Below are 16,829 nucleotides of genomic sequence, written 5' to 3' on the forward strand. Positions count from 1 at the left end.
GTAGATCACGACCCCTTAAATAGGCATTACAGATTCCGAATTAGTAGTCTGCTGATGTGCAGCTGACCCGGTTCACCGATCTGGCCCTGCGGATCGTGATGCGGCTCTCCGTCCTCGAGGAGGGGGAGAGCTCCACCACGGTCGCTCTGGCCGAGCAGCTCCATGTACGTCCCACCCATGCCGCGAAGGTCGTCACCGCGCTCGGCCGCCTCGGCGTGGTCGAGACCAGGCGGGGGAGGACGGGCGGGCTGTCCCTGGCCGCGACTGCCCGGGATACCTCCGTCGGCTGGATCGTCCGCGAGCTCGAGGGCCCCGGCGAGGTGGTCGAGTGCGACGGAGCCGAGCCCTGTCCGCTGCGCACGGGCTGCCGACTGCGGGGCGCTCTGCGGCAGGCGCAGGAGGCGTTCTACGCGACCCTCGACCCCCTCACTATCGGCCATGTCGCCGCGGCGCCGACGCGCGCCCTACTGCTTTCGATCGGCTCGGGTCCGAGCGACTGATCCCATCCACCCACATCAACACGACGACGAAGGAGTCCCTCGTGATGTTGTCCCCTGCCTCTACCGAGGTCGTCCGCGCCACCCTGCCCGTCATCGGGGCGGCGATCGGCGAGATCACCCCGATCTTCTACCGCCGCATGTTCGCCGCCCACCCGGAGCTGGAGCGCGACCTGTTCAACCGTGGCAACCAGGCCCAGGGCGACCAGCAGCGTGCGCTCGCCGGAGCCATAGCGGCGTACGCCACCCTGCTGGTGGCCGAGGACGGCCCCGACCCGCGGGCGGTGCTCGCCCGGATCGCGCACAAGCACGCCTCGCTCGGGATCCGCGAGGAGCAGTACCCGATCGTCCACGAGCACCTCTTCGCCGCCATCGTCGAGGTCCTCGGCAGCGCCGTCACCCCGGAGATCGCCGCCGCCTGGGACGAGGTCTACTGGCACATGGCCGAGAGCCTGATCGCGATCGAGAACGACCTCTACGCCGCCGCCGGCGTGACGCCCGAGACGGTGTTCCGCCGGCTGGTCGTGACGAGCCGGGTGCAGGAGTCGCCCGACACGGTCTCCTTCGTCCTGGCCGCCCCGGACGGCTCGGCGCTGCCGCCGGCCCGTCCCGGCCAGTACGTCTCAGTCGCCGTGCGCCTGCAGGACGGTGCGCGCCAGATCCGGCAGTACAGCCTCACCCGAGCGGCGCGGGCCAGTGCATGGGGAATCTCCGTCAAGGCGATCCGGGGGCACCGCGAAGGCGACGCGATCGCACCTGCGGGCGAGGTCTCCACCTTCCTGCACGGCAACCTCTTCGAAGGCGATGAGATCGAGGTCTCCGCGCCGTTCGGCGAGCTCACCCTGCCCGAGCACGAGGCGCCGCTGGTGCTGATCTCGGCGGGCATCGGGATCACCCCGATGATCGGCTTCCTGCACCACCTGGTCCACACCGAGTCCGACCGGAATGTGTTGGTGCTGCACGCCGACCGCTCCCTGGCCAACCACGCGCACCGGGTCGAGGCCACCGAGCTCGTCGAGTCGCTGCGCGGGGCCACGCAGCTTCGCTGGTACGAGGATCTCGGCGCCCGGGAGGCTGATGAGGTGCTCCGTGCTGGCCGGATCGACCTCGACGGTGTCGAGCTGCCGGGCGAGGCCGAGATCTACCTGTGCGGCCCGGTGCCGTTCATGGCCGGCGTGCAGGCCGCGCTGCGCCAGCGTGGTGTCGCCGACGACCGGATCCACTACGAGGTCTTCGGCCCGGACGCGGGGCTCGCCTCGGCATGATGGATCTTCTCACCGCGACAGCCTGGCTGTTGCGGTGCTGCTCGCCCGGCTCGTCTGCGTAGGCTCCGCTCTGACCCGGCGCTTGGTGATGTGGCAGTTGCGCCGGGTCAGGGGCGGGAGCGGGCGAGCAGGAAGATGAAGTACGGCGCACCGATGAGCGCGACGACCAGGCCCGCGGGGATCTGGGCAGGGCTGATCGCGGTGCGGCCGATGGCATCGGCGACCACGAGGAGCAGCGCCCCGACCAGGAGGGCGACCGGGACGACCCGCGCGCTGCGCCCGCCGACGAGAGCGCGCGCGATGTGCGGCGCGACCAGGCCGACGAAGCCGACGACACCGACGGCGGAGACCGCCATCGCGGTGAGCACCGCGGCGGTCAGCAGGATCAGCAGGCGCACCCGTTCCGAGGAGACGCCGACCAGCCGGGGCGTGTCGTCGTCCAGCGTGAGCAGGTCGAGCTCGCGACGTACGACGAAGGCGATCGGAATCGCGACGGCCAGCGCCACCGCGACCGGGACGACCTGCTCCCAGCTGCGACCGTAGGTCGAGCCGGAGAGCCAGGTGTAGATCCGCGGCGTGTCCCACGGGTTGGAGCGCACCAGCAGGAAGGTGCTGAGCGAGACCGACCCGTACCAGACGCCGATGCCGATGAGCACCAGCCGGTCGGTGTCGATGCCGCCTCGCCAGGCCAGGCCGTAGACGACTCCGAAGGCGACGAGCGCTCCGACGGTCGCGGCGATGAGCATGGTGGTCGTCGAGGCCGCGGCCGAGCTGCCACCGCTCCAGCCCGAGGAGAGGCCGGTCACCACGATGACCGCGCCCACGCCGGCGCCGCCGGTGATGCCCAGGATCCCGGGCTCGGCCAGCGGGTTGCGGCAGGTGGCCTGGACGAACGTGCCGGCCAGAGCGAGCGCCCCACCGGCGAGTACGGCCGCGGCGACCCGGGGGGCACGCTCGTCGAGAGCGAACTGGACCAGCGGGATGCCCTCGCCCTGAAGCCAGGCGACGATGTCGCCGGTGTAGAGCCACTGATGCCCGGCGAGCAGGCCGACGACGGTGGCACCGACGGTCAGTGCGAGCAGCAGGACGAGCACCACCAGGAACCGGAGCCGGCTGCGGATGGTGACGGTGGCGCCGGGTGGCCGGCGGGTGGGACCGGAGTCGCGTCCGCCACGGGCGAGGAGCACCATCACGACCGCACCGGCGATCGTCGTCGTCACGCCGGTGGGCACCGACATGGCCTCGTCCGCACCGAGCACCGCCCGTACGAGAACGTCCGCCACGACCACGACGAGGGCGCCCACCAGACCGGCGGCCGGGATCAGGACGGCGTGCCGGTTCAGCGCCGGCACGAGCCGGCCGAGCAGGCGGACCAGGACCGGGGCGCAGAGCCCGACGAAGCCGATCGGCCCCGCCAGCGTCACCGACGCCGAGGTGAGCAGCACCGCGAGCACGGTCCCGATCGCCCGCGTCGAGCGGACTGGTACGCCGAGGACCGAGGCGGCGTCGTCGCCTGCCGAGAGCAGGTCGAGCCGGCGGGCGAGCAGCAGGCCGCAGACGGTCGCCACCACGACCACCGGTGCCACCTGCCAGAACGCCTGCAGCCCGAGCTGGCTCAGCGATCCGCTGCCCCAGGCGAACAGGCTCGTGGTCTCCTCGGAGTAGAGGATGAGCAGCGTCGACGTAGCGGCCTGGAGCGCGAGCGCCACCGCCGAGCCGGCCAGGATCAGCCGGGTCGTCGAGGTGCCCGCGCCGCCGGCCAGGGCGAGGACGATCCCGGCGGCGACGAGGCCGCCGAGGAAGGCCGTGATGCCAGAGGCCCACAGCGGGACCGACAGGCCGAACGCGGCGACCAGGGTCACCGCGAAGTAGGCGCCGCCGGTCACCGCCAGGGTGTCGGGGGCAGCCATCGCGTTGCGCGCGAGCGACTGCAGGAGGGCCCCGGCGACGCCGAGGGCGAACCCGACCGCGATCCCCGCCGCGAGGCGGGGGATCCGCGACCCGGTGATGATCTCCATCGTCGACGCGGTCGCGCCATGGGACTGCTCACGCCCGAGCAGCGCGTCGAGGAAGTCGGCGGGCCCGACGCCCGAGGTGCCCTGGGTGAGGTGCCAGGACGCGGTCAGCAGCAGCCCGGCGAGCAGGCACAGGAGGACGACAGAGGCGCCTCCGGCGCCCGCTCGCGGGGCCTTGAGGGCATCGGTCACTTGAGCAGGTCGACGTACGCGTCCAGGACCTGCTCGGCCGAGCGGGGTCCGCCGAAGGTCCAGATGCCCTCGGGGAAGGCGTGGGTGCGGCCCTCGCTGACGGCCGGGATCGACTTCCAGACCTTGTTCTTGGCCAGCTCGGCGTTGATGTCGCCCGCGGGGTCGACGGTTCCGGTGTGGAAGAAGGTGGCGTCGCCGAGGGTGGTCATGCCCTCGATGTCGGTCTGCCCGAGGCCGTACGCCGGGTCGACCTCGCCGGTCCAGGCGTTCTTCAGCCCGATCTCCTCGCCGAGCTCACCGATCAGCGAGCCCTGGCCGAACGGGCGGATCGCCACGTTGGCGCCGTCGATCCAGCCGTCGAAGTAGACGAACTCGGTGCCCGCGGCGTCCGCCTCCGCGACCGCCTTCTTCGAGGCGGCGAGCTTGTCCTCGAACTCGCCGACGACCTTCTCCGCCTGCTCCTCGCGGCCGGTCGCTTCGGCGATCATCTCGAAGGTGGTCACCATGTTGGCGACGGGGTCCTTGGCGTCCGCGCCCTTGGTGGCGAGGACGGGGACGTCGTACTTGGCGAGCTGCTTGAGGATCTCGTCCTCGGCGGTGTAGGCCTCGACGACGATCAGGTCGGGGTTGGTGCCGAACAGGGTCTCCAGGTTCGGCTCGCCCCGGGTGCCGACCTCGGTGGCGCTCTCGGGAAGCTCCTCCGCGGTGTCCCAGGTGCGGAAACCCTTGCCGTCGGCGACCGCGACCGGGTCCACGCACAGGCTGAGGAGATCCTCGGTCTGCTGCCACTCCAGGACCGCGACCCGCTCGGCGGGCTTGTCGAGCTCGATCTTGTTGCCGAAGGAGTCGGTGAGGCTGACCGGACCGCTGGAGGTCGCGACACCCTCGCAGCCGGCGGAGGCCTTCTTCTCGGGCTCGCCGGACTCGGCTGCGGTCGTCGTCTGTCCGCAGGCGGCCAGCATCAGGGCGCCGGCCGCTGTCAGGGCAGCAGTGGTCGTACGTCGAAACATCGTCTTTCCTCTTCGTGTCCGCCGGCGTCAGAGCCGGGCGTGATGCCTGCCGCGTGGCTCGACCCGGACGCGCCCGGACTCCAGATCGGAGGTCACCTCGATCGGGAGCCCGTACACCTCAGAGAGGTGTTCGGCGGTGAGCACGTCAGCGGGTTCGCCGGCGGCGTGCACATCGCCGTGGTGCAGCAGTACGACCTGGTCCGCCACTGCGGCGGTCTGGTTCAGGTCGTGCAGGACGACGCCGATGGCCGTCCCGTGGTGGTCCGCGAGATCGCGGACCAGGTCAAGGATCTCGACCTGGTAGCGCAGGTCGAGATGGTTGGTGGGCTCGTCGAGGAGCAGCACGCCGGTGTCCTGGGCCAGGCAGCTGGCCAGCCAGACGCGCTGTAGCTCGCCACCGGAGAGCTGGTCGACGGCCCGGTCCGCCATCGCGGCGGTCCCGGTGAGCTCCATCGCTCGGTCGATGCTCGCCAGGTCCTCCTCCGTCAGGGCGGCGAACCGCCGGCGGTGGGGATGGCGCCCGAATCCGACGACGTCGCGCACGGTCAGGCCGGAGGGGTGCGGGCGGGACTGGGAGAGCAACGTGACCTTGCGCGCGAACGCACGGGCGTTCAGCGGCGCGCTGTCGGCCCCCTCGAGCTGGACCGACCCGGAGGTCACCCGATGCAGCCGGGCCAGGGAGCGCAGCACGGTCGACTTTCCGGAGCCGTTCGGCCCGATCAAGGCGGTGACGCGCCCCGACTCGAGGCCGATCGAGACGCCATGGACCACGGTCGCGCGGGCATAGCCGAGGACGAGGTCATGACCGGAAAGGGCAGGAGGCATGAGGTGAGGCTAGCCTAACTAATTCCGAGGCTGTCCAGAGGGGCCCACCATTCGGTCGGCTAAATCTGGTCCGGCGACACCCTTCACCGGTTACCGGTTCGCGTCACGGGCCGCCGGATTCCTAGACTGTCGCTCACACACTCGATGCGACGAAAGCCAGTGATGTCCGGTCCCAACACCGACTATGACCCGGTAGAGGTCACCCCCTTGAAGGCTGAGGAGGTCGAGGCCGCGCGCGACGCCGCGCTGAAGGCCATCGACGCCGCGACCAGTCTCGAGGAGCTCAAGCAGGCACGGCTCGATCACGCCGGCGACCGTTCGCCGCTGGCCCTGGCCAACCGCGAGATCGGCGCGCTGCCGCCGGCGGCGCGCAAGGATGCCGGCCAGCGCGTCGGCAAGGCGCGCGGCGCGGTCAACCAGGCGCTCGCGGCGCGGCAGAAGGTGCTCGAGGCCGAGCACGAGGCGCGGATGCTGGTCGAGGAGACCGTCGACGTGACGCTCCCGACCGACCGGCTCCCGGCTGGTGGGCGGCACCCGCTCACCACCGGCGCCGAGTACATCGCCGACATCTTCGTGGCGATGGGCTGGGAGGTCGCCGAGGGTCCGCTCATCGAGGCCGAGTGGCTCAACTTCGACGCCCTCAACCTGGGCCCGGACCACCCGGCCCGCACCATGCAGGACACGTTCTGGACCGAGCCGGCCGAGAACCATGTCGTTCTCCGGACCCACACCAGCCCGGTCCAGGCGCGCACCATGCTGACCCGCGAGGCGCCGATCTACGTGGTCTGCCCGGGACGCGTCTTCCGCACCGACGAGTACGACGCGACCCACTCGCCGATGTTCCACCAGGTCGAGGGCCTCGCCATCGACGAGGGCATCTCGATGGCGAACCTGAAGGGCACCCTGGACCACTTCGCCACCCAGATGTTCGGCGAGGGCATCGTGACCCGGTTCCGGCCGTCGTACTTCCCCTTCACCGAGCCCTCGGCGGAGGTGGACCTGACCTGCTTCGTCTGCCGTGGCGCACAGGTCGTGGACGCCGGAGACGGCCAGCTCGTCACCTGCCGCACCTGCAAGGGCGAGGGCTGGATCGAGTGGGGCGGCTGCGGGATCGTGAACCCGCGCGTGCTGGTCGCGTGCGGTGTCGACCCGGAGAAGTACAGCGGCTTCGCGTTCGGCATGGGCATCGACCGCACCCTGATGTTCCGCACCGGACTGTCCGACCTGCGCACCCTCTTCGAGGGTGACGTCCGGCTTACTACTGCATTCGGGAGTGAACTGTGAAGGCCCCCCTCTCCTGGATCAAGGAGTACGTCGACCTGCCGGAGGGTCTCGGCATCGAGGAGATCACCGACCGGCTGACCGCGCTCGGCCTCAAGCTGGAGGCGATCGAGACCTCCGGCGCGGGCATCGAGGGGCCGCTCGTGGTCGGCCAGGTGCTGACCCAGGTGCCCGAGCCGCAGAAGAACGGCAAGACGATCAACTGGTGCACCGTCGACGTGGGCGACGCCAACGGCACCGGTGAGCCGCAGGGGATCGTCTGCGGAGCGCACAACTTCAAGCCGGGCGACAAGGTCGTCGTGATCCTGCCCGGTGGCGTGCTGCCCGGGAACTTCCAGATCTCGGCCCGGAAGACCTACGGCCACATCTCGGCCGGAATGATCTGTTCCGCGCGCGAGCTCGGGCTGGGGGAGGAGGCCGACGGCATCATCGTGCTGCCCGCCGACGCTCCCGCGCCTGGCACCGACGCCCGCGAGGTGCTCGGGCTCGGCGAGGAGGTCATCGAGTTCGAGATCAACCCGGACCGTGCCTACGCCCTGTCGATGCGCGGCATCGCGCGGGACGCGGCGCTCGGCTTCGACGTACCGTTCCACGACCCGGCGCAGCGAGACGTTCCGCTCGCCAACGGCGACGGTTACCCGGTGAGAATCGAGGACGAGACCGGCTGCGACTACTTCGTCGCTCGCACGGTGACCGGGTTCGACCCGACCGCTCCGACACCCGAGTTCATCAAGAAGCGCCTCGAGCAGGTCGGAGTGCGCTCGATCTCGCTGGGCGTTGACATCACCAACTATGTGATGTTCGAGCTGGGTCACCCGATCCATGCCTACGACAAGGCCAAGGTGACTGGCCCGATCGTGGTCCGCCGGGCGCATGAGGGCGAGAAGCTCACCACCCTGGACGACACCGTGCGCGAGCTCGACCCCGAGGACCTCGTCGTCTGCGACGACACCGGCCCGATCGGGCTGGGCGGCGTGATGGGTGGCGCCTCCACGGAGATCTCCGAGGCCACCACGGACGTGCTTGTCGAGGTTGCCCACTGGGACCCGCGCTCGATGTTCCGCACCGGCCGCCGGCACAAGCTCACCAGCGAGGCCGGCAAGCGCAACGAGCGAGGCGTCGACCCGCTGCTGCCGCCGATCGCCGCCGATCGCGTCGTGGAGCTTCTGGTGGAGCACGGCGGCGGCGTCGTCGAGCCTGGTGTGACCGAGGTCGGTCCGGGCGCCTCGCCGGAGACCCGTAAGCCGCTGACCACGATCACGATCCCGACCTCGCTGCCTGCGAGGATCATCGGCATCGACCTCAGCGACGAGACCGTGGTCAAGTGTCTGGAGCTGATCGGGGCCCAGGTCAAGGTCGAGAACGACACACTCACCGCGACCGTTCCGACCTACCGTACCGACCTGAACGACCCCTACGACCTCGTCGAGGAGGTCGCCCGCATCGTCGGCTACGACAAGGTCCCCTCGGTGCTGCCGCGCCGGGCGACCGGTGGCGGCCTGACTCGCGCGCAGCAGCTGCGCCGCCGGATCGGGCGTGCCCTCGCCGGCGCCGGGCTGGTCGAGGTCGTCGACTTCCCGTTCGTGGGCGAGGCCGACTTCGATCGCCTCGGGATGCCCGCCGACGACGTGCTGCGGCACACGGTCAAGCTGGCCAACCCGCTCAGCAGCGAGGAGCCGGGCTACACCACGACGCTGCTCCCGGGCCTGCTCAAGGTCGCCGCCCGCAACGTCTCCCGAGGTCAGGACGGGGTCTCCCTCTTCGAGACCGCGACCGTCGCCTTCCCGGTCGACCAGGCCGCGCCGATCTACGGCGTCGACCGGCGTCCGACCGAGGAGGAGCTCGAGAAGCTGCTCGCCGCGATCCCGCGCCAGCCGCTGCATCTCGCCGTCGTGCTCGCCGGGGAGCGTGCGCGGGGCGGCTGGTGGGGTGCCGCCGAGACCGCGTCGTGGGCTGACGCCATCGACGTCGTACGCCGCCTGGGCACCGAGCTCGGAGTCCCTGTCGAGGTCGCCTCGGCCTCGCGGGCGCCGTGGCACCCGGGTCGCTGCGCGGTCGTCTCCGTCGACGGTGTCGAGTTCGGCCACGCCGGCGAGCTGCACCCCAACGTGTGCAAGGCGTTCGGGCTGCCGGCCCGTTCAGCAGCGGTCGAGATCGACCTGGACTTCCTGATCTCGAAGGTGCCCGCCACCGCTGCCGGCCCGGTCTTCTCGACCATGCCGGTCGCGAAGGAGGACGTCGCGCTGACGGTGTCCACCGACGTCACCGTGGCCGCCGTCGAGGCGGCGCTGCGCGAGGGAGCCGGCCCGCTCCTGGAGACCGTGCGGCTCTTCGACGTCTACGAGGGCGACCAGGTCGGCGAGGGCAAGAAGTCGCTCGCCTTCGCGCTGCGCTTCCGCGCTCCCGACCGCACGCTGAAGGCCGAGGAGACCGCGGCGGCCCGGGATGCGGCGGTCGCGAAGGCGGCCGAGCTCACCGGCGCCGTCCAGCGCTGAGGATCGACTGAACGAGGAGGGCCGCTCGCGCATCGTCGCGAGCGGCCCTCCTCGTCGCTATCCGCGGTCGCGGAGACCCATGCGGCGGGCCAGCGGCTCGGCGAGCTGCGGTGCGTACTGGCGTGACATGTGGGTGCCGTCGTAGTGGGTGATGGTGTCACCGACGACAGCGGGGCAGGAGCCGTCCCAGCAGAAGTAGGAGCTCATGTCGGCCACATCGACACCGACCTCCTCGGCGGCCCGGACCTGGACGTCGATCGACCGCTCCCGCGACTCGACCACGCCCATCAGGCAGTCGCCCAGCGTGGCGCCGGGCCGGGACAGGCACGTGCCGGCGTTGGTGTCGAAGCCCTGGATGTCCCGGATCAGCACCGTACGCTTCGTGTGCCTGTCCACCCGGCGCAGGAAGTCGGTGTAGGCAGGGTGCATCAGGTCGTCGATCTTGCGGCTCTCGCCGACCCAGTCGCCGTTCTCGTCGTAGACGCCCTGGATCGGCGGGGCGGTGGAGACCACGGTCAGGTCGGCGTCGAGACGCCTGTACTGCTTGAAGGCCCAGCGGTTGAAGTCGTCGCACTCGGTGTAGGGATCCTTCTCGCCACCTCGGTCGGTGGTGATGGAGGCGGAGACGCAGCGGTTCTTGACCAGGAAGTAGACCCGGTAGCCGTGCTCCTTCGCGATCTGGTTCAGCGTCGGGACCCAGTGCAGGGCGTGGGAGTTCCCGAAGACCACCATCGTCCGGTCGCCGCCGGGGTCGCCGTCGACGCACAGGTCGCGCTCGGAGTCGTCGGTGTAGTCGCACCGGGTGCGCCCCGGCTTGAGCGAGTCGAGCTCGGTGAGCGCCGGGCGCAGCTCGGTCGGGATCGGGGTGTCGTCACGCGCCGCGAGCACCGAGGCCCGCACCAGCGCCTCCTGCTCGTCCAGCGACGGCGGGGCGGCGGGTGCGCTGGCCAGCGTGATCGCCGGCTGGAAGGAGCCACGGGTGGCCTCGTAGTCGGCGTAGGCGGTGCCGCCGAACGCGATGGCCGCGACGAGCACGATGCTGACCGGGTAGAAGGTGAGCGCGCGCCGGGTCGGGCGCCAAAGCGCCCGTTCACGGAACGGCGCCTCGACGAGCCTGAAGGAGGCGTACGCCAGCACGAACGCGGCCGCGACGGCGGCTCCACGCTCGGGCCAGGTGAGGTCGCGCTGCAGGACGATCTCCGGCATCACCAGAAGCGGCCAGTGCCACAGGTAGAGCGAGAAGGACCAGTCGCCGATCGCCCGCATCGGCGCGAGCGACAGCAACCGGGCGCCGAGGGTGGTGTCACCCGCGGGCGTGGCGCCGGCCAGGATGACCGCCGCGGAGCCGAGCACCGGGAGCGCGGCGTGGTAGCCGGGGAACGGGGTGGACTCGTCGTAGGCCAGGCAAGCCCAGAGGATCGCGGCGAGGCCGCCGAGGACCAGGACCTCCCGGACCAGGGGCGTACCGGCTAGGTGTCGTATCACCCGGCCGCTGGTGACCAGGATCGCCAGGGCGGCGCCGATCCCGAGCTCCCAGGCTCGGGTGAGCGAGGAGAAGTAGGCCGCGGTCGCCTCGCCCGGCGTGTGGACGAGCGACCAGACGAAGCTCGCGACGGTGATCAGCGCGATCGCGGCGAGCAGGAAGCGGCGAGCCCGTACCGAGGCCTGCTGACCGTCACGCTCGCCGCCGCCCCGGGAGGCGCCGATCCTGCTCGCCAGGACGATGCAGATCAGCGCGACGAGCGGCCAGACGAGGTAGAACTGCTCCTCGACTGCCAGCGACCAGAAGTGCTGGACCGGCGAGGGCGGCAGCTCGGCCTGGAAGTAGTCGGTCCCGGCGACCGCCATCCGGATGTTGGCGGCGAACGCCGAGGCCCAGACCGCGTCGACGGCGAGCGGGGCGACCTGCGCCGGTCCCAGGAGCACCACCGCGGCGACCACGGTGGCCGCGAGCGTGAAGGTGGCGGCCGGGAGGATGCGCCGGGCCCGACGCGCGTAGAAGCGTCTCAGCGATATTCGGCCGGTGCGGCCGAGCTCACCGACGAGCTGCTGGGTGATCAGGAAGCCCGAGATGACGAAGAAGACGTCGACGCCGACGAACCCGCCGGCGAACCAGGAGACCCCCGCGTGGGCAGCGAGGACCGTGAGGATGGCGACGGCGCGCAGCCCCTGGACGTCGCCGCGCAGCTGCTTTGCGGGGGCTTTGGCGGGAGCCGTGGGGGCGGCGGGGGCAGGGGAGGGGACCGAGATGTCAGAAGACATAGACAGAAGAGGCTAGCAATTCTCCTCGAGCACGGATGGCCCCCGCGGGTATCAGGCGCTGCCCAGGACCTCCAGGACGTTGCGGATGTCCTCGCTCGTCGTCTGCCACGACGTCACGAACCGGACCTGGCCGCCGAGCCGGTGGAAGAGCACCCCGGCTGCCTCCAGGCGATCGGCCGTCTCCTCCGGGAGATCCATCCAGGCGAGGTTGACGTCGACGGGGTTGGTGATGCGTACGCCTGCGGTCCGAAGGCCGGCGGCGAGCTCCGCCATCCGCTCGTTGGCGTTGCGGGCGTTGCGGAGCCAGAGGTCGTCGGTGAGGTAGGCCAGCAGCTGGGCCGACTGGTAGCGCATCTTCGAGGTGACGTGGCCGCTGCGCTTGGTGCGGTAGACCAGCTCGTCGGCGGTGGCGTCGGTGAAGCAGACGATCGCCTCGGCCGAGAGGGCACCGTTCTTCGTCGCGCCCAGCGAGAGCACGTCGACCCCGGCCCGCCAGGTGAGGTCGGCCGGGGCCGCGCCCGTGGCCACGACGGCGTTCGCGAAGCGGGCGCCGTCCAGGTGCACCCGAAGGTCGCGGGTCTTGGCGATCGCGGTGAGCTCGGCGGTCTCCTCCGCGGAGTAGACCGAGCCGTAGTCGGACGGTGAGGTGAGCTCGAGGACGGCCGGCTGGGAGTGGTGCGGGTCGCCCCAACGTACGCCGTCCAGGTGGGACTGCAGCGCCTCCGGCGCCATCTTGTAGTCCTCGCCGGCGATGCCGGTCATCACCGCGCCGCCGCTGAGGAAGGAGGTCGCGCCGCCCTCGGAGCTCAGGATGTGCGCGGTCTCGTGGCAGACCACCGCGCCCCACGGCGGGGTCATGGCGGACAGGGAGAGGGCGTTGGCGGCGGTGCCGCTCAGCACCGGGAAGACGCGCGCCGTCGGGTGCTCGAAGACCTCGCGCACGCGGGCTTCGAGCGCGGCGGTGACCTCGTCACCTCCGTAGGCGAGCGCGGAGCCGGAGTTGACGGCGGCCATCGCCTCCAGGATCGCGGGGGAGACGGAGGCGGCGTTGTCAGAGCGCAGTTCGACGGTCACGGTTCTATTCTCGTCATGACGGTTCCACTCGTCCGCGGAAGGTCCGATAATCCCGTACGTACGCGATATATCGCTATGACAGAATGGCGGCTGTGACGACGCTGAGTGTGCTGGACGAGGTCACCTGGGCGGGCGTGCCGGTGGCGGGCGAGCGGACCCGGGCGCTGCTGCGCGCGCTGGTCGAGGCCGGTCCGCGAGGTGCCTCCGAGGCTGCTCTGGTCGAGGAGGTCTGGGGGCGTGACGACGTCCCGGCGCATCCCTCGAAGGCGCTCCAGGTGGTGGTCTCGCGGGCCCGGACGGCGACCGCGTCCAGCGCCATCGAACGTACGCCGCGGGGCTACCGCCTCAACCTCCAGGCCGGTGAGGTCGACGCCTGGTCGCTGCGACCGGAGGCGCTGAGGCTGGCCGCCGAGAAGAGGTACGCCGAGGCGCTCCCGCTCCTCGAACGGCTCGTCGGGCTCGACCCCGACGAGGAGGTCATCGAGGCGGTGCTGCGGGCGGTCGCCGCGGTGCATGGTGTGCCAGCGGCGCTGGAGCGCTTCGAGACGTACCGGACCGGGCTGGCCGACGGACTCGGCGTCGACCCGAGCCCACGGCTGCGGGCCGTCCATGCCGAGCTGCTCGCGCGCGACCGCCCGGTGCGCTCGGGGCTGCGTCACGACGCCGACGTGCTGATCGGCCGCGAGCAGGACGCCGCCGAGGTCTCCGCCCTGCTGAAGGGCTCGCGGGTCGTCACGATCCTCGGGCCCGGCGGACTGGGGAAGACCAGCCTGGCCCAGGTGATCGCCCACGGCGCCGAGCAGCCGGTCGTCCATTTCGTCGAGCTGGTCGGTGTGACCGCTCCCGAGGACGTGGTCAGCGAGGTCGGCTCGGCTCTCGGCGTACGCGACTCGGTCGCCCACCGTGACCGGCTCACTCCGGATCAGCGGGCCGACGTACGCTCGCGGATCGCGCAGCAGCTCGACGGCGTGCCGACCCTGCTCGTCCTCGACAACTGCGAGCACATCGTGGCCGCCGTCGCCGACCTGGTCGCCTTCCTGGTCGCGACGGTGCGCGACCTGACCGTCCTCACCACCTCGCGGAGCCCGCTCGCCATCGGCGCGGAGCGGGTCTACCCGCTCGGCCGGCTGGGGACGTACGACGGCAGCGAGCTGTTCCGGCGCCGTGCGGTCGCCGCGCGGCCCGGGGTCCACCTCGACGAGGTCCGGGTCGACGAGATCGTCACCCGGCTCGACGGCCTGCCGCTGGCGATCGAGCTGGCCGCGGTCAAGGTGCGCGCGATATCGGTCGACGACATCGCGCGGCGGCTGGAGAACCGGTTCGAGCTGCTGCGCGGTGGCGACCGCAGCGCTCCCGACCGTCACCAGACCCTGGTCGCGGTCATCGACTGGTCCTGGAATCTTCTGTCCGACCGTGACCGGAGGGCGATGCGCTGGCTCTCGGTCTTCCACGACGGGTTCACCCTCGCGGCCGCGGAGGCGATGCTCGGCGCCGACACGTTCGCCGCGATCGAGGAGCTCGTCGACCAGTCGCTGCTGACCGTCGTCGACGCACCTCTGGGGTCCCGCTACCGGATGCTCGAGACCGTCCGCGAGTTCGGCCGGATGCAGCTGATCGACGCCGGCGAGGAGACCGCGGCCCGAGCGGCCCAGCGCGCGTGGGCACGGGACTACGCCGACGCGAGCGCCGGCCGGATCTACTCCCCGGAGCAGTTCGACGCCATGGACGAGCTGCGCGCCGAGGAGAGCAACCTCGCCGACATCCTGCGCCAGGTCCTGGCCGACGACGAGGCCGAGTCGGTGATCCGTCTCTTCTGCGCGATGGGTGTCTTCTGGACCATCGCGGGCGAGCACCAGCGGGTGATCATGCTGGCCGGACCGGTCGCCGATCTCCTCGTCGAGTGGGAGCCGCCTCCCGAGCTGCTGGAGAAGACCCGGCTCGTCCTGGCCCTGCTGCTCTTCGGTGCCGCCGTCACCGGCGGCTCCGGGCTCGAGCGGCTGATGAGGATCCTCGACCGGATCGGCGCCGACGCCGCGGACCCACAGCTCAGGGTGATGCTGAAGGTCATGCGGGCGATGGCGAGCACCGTCGCCGGATCCGCGACCGGCACCCGGGCCGGCCGGCCGCTGGAGGACGAGCTGGCCGATCTGGTCGACGACCCCGACCAGGACGTACGCGCTCGTGCCTACACCTTCCTCAGCCACGAGAGGGAGAACCTCGGCGACCCCGAGGGTGCGGTCGCCGCGGGGAGGGAGGCGCTGCGCCTGACCGGCACCGACGGCGGCCTCTGGCCCCAGGCGATGCTGCACGCCCAGCTCAGTGGCCTCTATGCCCAGCTCGGCCGTCTCGGCGAGGCGGCCGAGCACGCCCGCGAGGCCGTCCCGGTCCTGCGCCGTCTCGGTGCCGACGACGACCTCGTCCAGACCCGCGCCATCCTGGTGACGTACGCCGTGGAGCAGGGCCGTCTCGAGGAGGCCGCCGAGATCCTCGCCCAGCTCGCCGACGAGCAGCCGCACGGCGGCTTCGGCTCACGCGGCGCCGTCCACGGCGCCCGCGCCCAGCTCCTCCTCGCCCAGGGGCGGATCGGCGAGGGGCTGGCGCTGTTCCGGGAGGTGGTGGCGACGATGGGCGAGATGCCGTTCCCGGGGTTCACCGACGACGCCGACCTGGTGCCGTGGCGCGTGGCGGCCGAGGCGGTCACGGTGGTCGCCTGCGCCCGCCACGGTGAGGGCGCGGAGGGCTCCGACCTCTTCGAGGCTCTGATGGTCAAGGCGCCGCGCCTGGTCTCCGAGGAGCGCCGAGCCCAGGACTATCCCGTCACCGGCATGGTGCTGCTCGCGCTCGGGCTCTGGGGCCTGCTGCGGGACGCGCTGCCGCGCGAGGAGTCGGTGCGGCTGGTCGTGTTGGCCGACCGGTTCGGCTACTCCCGCTCGTTCCTGGACATGCGCTGGGAGCGTGCGGTCGCTGACGCGAACCGGCTCGCGCCGGGCGTACTGGATCGGGTCTGCGAGGAGTACGGCGAACGCCGCGGGCTCGCCCTGCTGGACGAGGCCCGCGGCGTCATCGCGCGCCTGGAGTGAGACCTGGGAGCGGTCAGAGCTTCTTGCTGTAGCTCCACACCGAGAGCGGGGCGAAGATCGCGACGACCGCGGCGCAGCCGACGAGCGCCCACACGACGCTCAGGGTGACGTCGCCGGCGTTCATCAGGTCGCGGGTGGCATTGATGACCAGCGTGACCGGGTTGAGGTCGACAAAGGTCTGCAGCCAGTCGGGCATCGTCTCCTTCGGTACGAACGCGGGGGAGAGGAAGGTCAGCGGGAACATGATCATCATGCCTAGGCCCTGCACCCCGCCCGCGGTCTTCATGATCGTGCCGAGCCAGGTGAAGATCCAGCTCAGCGACCAGCCGGCGAAGATGGTCAGCGCCCAGCCGGCGAGCACGCCGCCGACCCCGCCACCGGGCCGGTAGCCCATCAGCAGGCCGACCACGATGGTCAGCGTCGCCGCGATCCCGTAGCGGAGCAGGTCTGCGACCGCAGGACCGGCCAGCGGCGCGATCCGGGCGATCGGGAGCGCCTTGAACCGGTCGAAGACGCCCTTGTCCATGTCCTCCCGCAGCTGGGTGCCGCGCGCCATCGAGGCGGTCAGCGCCGTTTGGGCGAGGATGCCGGTGATGATGGTCGGCAGGTACGACTTCACGTCACCGGAGATCGCGCCGCCGAAGATGTAGGCGAACATCGCGGTGAACAGCAGCGGCTGGATCGTCACGTCGAAGAACTGCTCGGGGTTGCGCATCATCTTGATCAGCGCGCGCCGGGCCATGGTGAACGTCTGGGCGATCGTCTCGCCCACACCGGGGTGCGTCTTGAGCGGGCGGTCGGCGACGGCGTACGTGGAGATCAGTGCAGCCATC

11 protein-coding genes are annotated in these 16,829 nt (G+C 71.2%); 5 read left to right on the forward strand and 6 right to left on the reverse strand.

Annotated elements, in window-relative coordinates:
- The first annotated feature begins 56 nt into the window (after positions 1 to 56).
- Positions 57 to 500 carry an RrF2 family transcriptional regulator gene (locus ABTX24_RS10740; protein ID WP_350839434.1) on the forward strand — a complete coding sequence of 148 codons (444 nt, stop codon included), beginning with the start codon at positions 57 to 59 and terminating at the stop codon, positions 498 to 500.
- Between the two features lie 44 nt (positions 501 to 544).
- Entirely contained in the window at positions 545 to 1,762 is a 1,218-nt protein-coding gene (locus ABTX24_RS10745) for a globin domain-containing protein (protein ID WP_160028891.1), read from the forward strand.
- Between the two features lie 107 nt (positions 1,763 to 1,869).
- Here the strand turns inward: ABTX24_RS10745 and ABTX24_RS10750 are convergent, their stop codons facing one another.
- The 3 genes from ABTX24_RS10750 to ABTX24_RS10760 are packed head-to-tail and all read right to left on the reverse strand — an operon-like array spanning position 1,870 to position 5,804.
- Positions 1,870 to 3,969 (reverse strand): iron ABC transporter permease, encoded by a 2,100-nt coding sequence (locus tag ABTX24_RS10750; RefSeq protein ID WP_350839436.1) that lies wholly within the window; start codon positions 3,967 to 3,969, stop codon positions 1,870 to 1,872.
- On the reverse strand, positions 3,966 to 4,979 hold the full coding sequence (locus ABTX24_RS10755) for an iron-siderophore ABC transporter substrate-binding protein (protein ID WP_160023833.1): 1,014 nt from the start codon (positions 4,977 to 4,979) through the stop codon (positions 3,966 to 3,968). The genes ABTX24_RS10750 and ABTX24_RS10755 overlap by 4 nt, the downstream gene beginning before the upstream one ends.
- Before the next feature lie 27 nt (positions 4,980 to 5,006).
- Positions 5,007 to 5,804, reverse strand: coding sequence for an ABC transporter ATP-binding protein (locus ABTX24_RS10760; RefSeq protein WP_160023832.1), 798 nt, complete (start codon positions 5,802 to 5,804; stop codon positions 5,007 to 5,009).
- Positions 5,805 to 5,966: 162 nt separating this feature from the next.
- Between ABTX24_RS10760 and pheS the strand changes: the two genes are divergently transcribed.
- Together pheS and pheT are read left to right on the forward strand one after the other, a co-directional pair.
- Positions 5,967 to 7,088, forward strand: coding sequence for a phenylalanine--tRNA ligase subunit alpha (gene pheS, locus ABTX24_RS10765; protein ID WP_160023830.1), 1,122 nt, complete (start codon positions 5,967 to 5,969; stop codon positions 7,086 to 7,088).
- Positions 7,085 to 9,580, forward strand: a complete 2,496-nt coding sequence (gene pheT / locus ABTX24_RS10770) for a phenylalanine--tRNA ligase subunit beta (protein WP_350839438.1) — start codon at positions 7,085 to 7,087, stop codon at positions 9,578 to 9,580. Before pheS ends, pheT begins: the two co-directional genes overlap by 4 nt.
- Positions 9,581 to 9,637: 57 nt before the next feature.
- Here the strand turns inward: pheT and ABTX24_RS10775 are convergent, their stop codons facing one another.
- Both ABTX24_RS10775 and ABTX24_RS10780 read right to left on the reverse strand, forming a co-directional pair.
- Complete coding sequence (locus ABTX24_RS10775) at positions 9,638 to 11,842, reverse strand: acyltransferase family protein (protein ID WP_350839440.1); 2,205 nt, start codon at positions 11,840 to 11,842, stop codon at positions 9,638 to 9,640.
- Between the two features lie 51 nt (positions 11,843 to 11,893).
- Entirely contained in the window at positions 11,894 to 12,916 is a 1,023-nt protein-coding gene (locus tag ABTX24_RS10780) for a threonine aldolase family protein (RefSeq protein WP_350839441.1), read from the reverse strand.
- Positions 12,917 to 13,008: 92 nt separating this feature from the next.
- On the opposite strand from ABTX24_RS10780, the gene ABTX24_RS10785 reads away from it, so the two are divergent.
- A complete protein-coding gene (locus ABTX24_RS10785) occupies positions 13,009 to 15,996 on the forward strand; it encodes an ATP-binding protein (protein ID WP_350839443.1) in 2,988 nt (995 codons plus the stop codon).
- 13 nt (positions 15,997 to 16,009) lie between these two features.
- Here the strand turns inward: ABTX24_RS10785 and ABTX24_RS10790 are convergent, their stop codons facing one another.
- Positions 16,010 to 16,828 carry an ABC transporter permease gene (locus tag ABTX24_RS10790; protein ID WP_350839445.1) on the reverse strand — a complete coding sequence of 273 codons (819 nt, stop codon included), beginning with the start codon at positions 16,826 to 16,828 and terminating at the stop codon, positions 16,010 to 16,012.
- Between the last annotated feature and the right edge of the window lies 1 nt (position 16,829).

It is taken from the genome of Nocardioides sp. NPDC127514 (assembly GCF_040302125.1).
Taxonomy (GTDB): domain Bacteria; phylum Actinomycetota; class Actinomycetes; order Propionibacteriales; family Nocardioidaceae; genus Nocardioides.